1 rRNA gene is annotated in these 2406 nt (G+C 51.8%); it reads right to left on the bottom strand.

The features are described 5' to 3' along the window. Window positions 1–2406, bottom strand: a 23S ribosomal RNA gene (locus I1J71_RS08545); the annotation flags it as partial.

Raw genomic sequence — 2406 nt, 5'->3', positions numbered from 1 at the left:
CCAAACCTCGCCGTCGATGTGAACTCTTGGGCGAGATCAGCCTGTTATCCCCAGGGTAGCTTTTATCCGTTGAGCGACGGCCCTTCCATTCGGCACCGCCGGATCACTAATCCCGACTTTCGTCCCTGCTCGACCTGTTTGTCTCGCAGTCAAGCACGCTTCTGCATTTGCACTCGTCGATTGATTTCCATCCAATCTGAGCGTACCTTTGGGCGCCTCCGTTACTCTTTGGGAGGCGACCGCCCCAGTCAAACTGCCCACCTGACACGGTCCCTCATCCCGCTTAGGGATGCAGGTTAGAATTCCAATCAGACAAGAGTGGTATCCCAACAGCGACTCCTCATACACTGGCGTGCATGTCTCTTTGTCTCCCACCTATCCTGTACATCTCTGATCGAAACTCAATATCAGGCTGCAGTAAAGCTCCATGGGGTCTTTCCGTCTAGTTGCGGGTAACCTGCATTTTCACAGGTACTAAGATTTCACCGAGTCTGCTGCCGAGACAGCGCCCAAATCGTTACGCCTTTCGTGCGGGTCAGAACTTACCTGACAAGGAATTTCGCTACCTTAGGACCGTTATAGTTACGGCCGCCGTTCACTGGGGCTTCAATTCATTGCTTCGTATCGCTACTGACAAATCCTCTTAACCTTCCAGCACCGGGCAGGCGTCACCCCCTATACTTCGTCTTGCGACTTTGCAGAGAGCTGTGTTTTAGTTAAACAGTCGCTTGGGCCTCTTCACTGCGGCTTACTTTCATAAGCACTCCTTCTCGCTAACTTACGGAGTCATTTTGCCGAGTTCCTTGGCAACAGTTCTCTCGCTCACCTCAGGATCCTCTCCTTGCCCACCTGTGTCGGTTTTGGTACGGGCCGCTATGGAATATACTAGAAACTTTTCCTGGAAGCTGGCTACATATGCTTCAGTACTTGCCCTTGGGCGTTCCCTTACCTTTCACGCTTTACATCCTGATGACGCATTTCACTGCCATCCTGCTATACGCTTCGCCCACAATCCATTTAGTGGGTCATACTTACCTTCTCCGTCATTCCTTCATTTCCATCGCGGGTACAGGAATATCTGCCTGTTTTCCATCCACTACGCCTTTCGGCCTCGCGTTAGGTCCCGACTTACCCAGGGCGGACGAACCTTCCCCTGGAATCCTTGGGCTATCGGTGTGTAGGATTCTCACCTACATCTCGCTACTCACACCGGCATTCTCACTTCTATGCGCTCCACCACTCCTCACGATATGGCTTCCACGCTGCATAGAACGCTCCCCTACCACTTGTATTCCTACAAATCCGCAGCTTCGGTAGCATGCTTAGCCCCGGTACATTTTCGGCGCAGGGTCACTCGACTAGTGAGCTGTTACGCACTCTTTGAAGGGTGGCTGCTTCTGAGCCAACCTCCTAGTTGTCTGTGCATCCCCACATCCTTTTCCACTCAGCATGCATTTTGGGACCTTAACTGGCGGTCTGGGCTGTTTCCCTTTTGACCATGGACCTTATCACCCACGGTCTGACTGCCGGGCATATCTTATGGCATTCGGAGTTTGATTATACTCAGTACCCCGGGATGGGGCCATCGTACATTCAGTGCTCTACCTCCACATGACTAAGCCTCGACGCTAGCCCTAAAGCTATTTCGGGGAGAACCAGCTATATCCGTGTTCGATTGGAATTTCTCCCCTAGCCACAACTCATCCGCCAACTTTTCAACGGGGGTCGGTTCGGTCCTCCATTCAGTTTCACCTGAACTTCAACCTGGTCATGGCTAGATCACACGGTTTCGGGTCTATGTCATCGTACTCTCGCCCTATTAAGACTCGCTTTCGCTTCGGCTCCGCATCTCCTGCTTAACCTCGCACGATAACATAACTCGCCGGTTCATTCTACAAAAGGCACGCCATCACCCTTTAACGGGCTCTGACTTCTTGTAGGCATACGGTTTCAGGTTCTCTTTCACTCCGCTCCCGCGGTTCTTTTCACCTTTCCCTCACGGTACTGGTTCGCTATCGGTCACTTGTTTATATTTAGCCTTGACGGATGGTCCCGCCTGCTTCCGACAAGATTTCTCGTGTCTCGCCGTACTCAGGATCCCACTAGGCTTCACATCGTTTTCGGATACGGGACTTGCACCCCCTACGGTCGGCCTTTCAATGCCGTTCTCCTAACAATGCTCTTGCCATATCGTGGTCCTACAACCCCATCTCTAGAGATGGTTTGGGCTCCTTCCCTTTCGCTCGCCGCTACTCAGGAAATCACTTTTGTTTTCTTTTCCTCCGGGTACTTAGATGTTTCAGTTCTCCGGGTACCTCTCTCATGGACTATGGATTCATCCATGGATGCCATCCTATTACAGATGACGGGTTTCCCCATTCGGATATCGACGGATCTTTGTGTACG

The sequence above is a fragment of the Streptococcus infantis genome, from assembly GCF_015546995.1.
Classification (GTDB): Bacteria; Bacillota; Bacilli; order Lactobacillales; family Streptococcaceae; genus Streptococcus; species Streptococcus infantis_J.
Note: the sequence above shows the minus strand (reverse complement) of the source record. Positions and strands in the feature narration are given on the sequence as shown.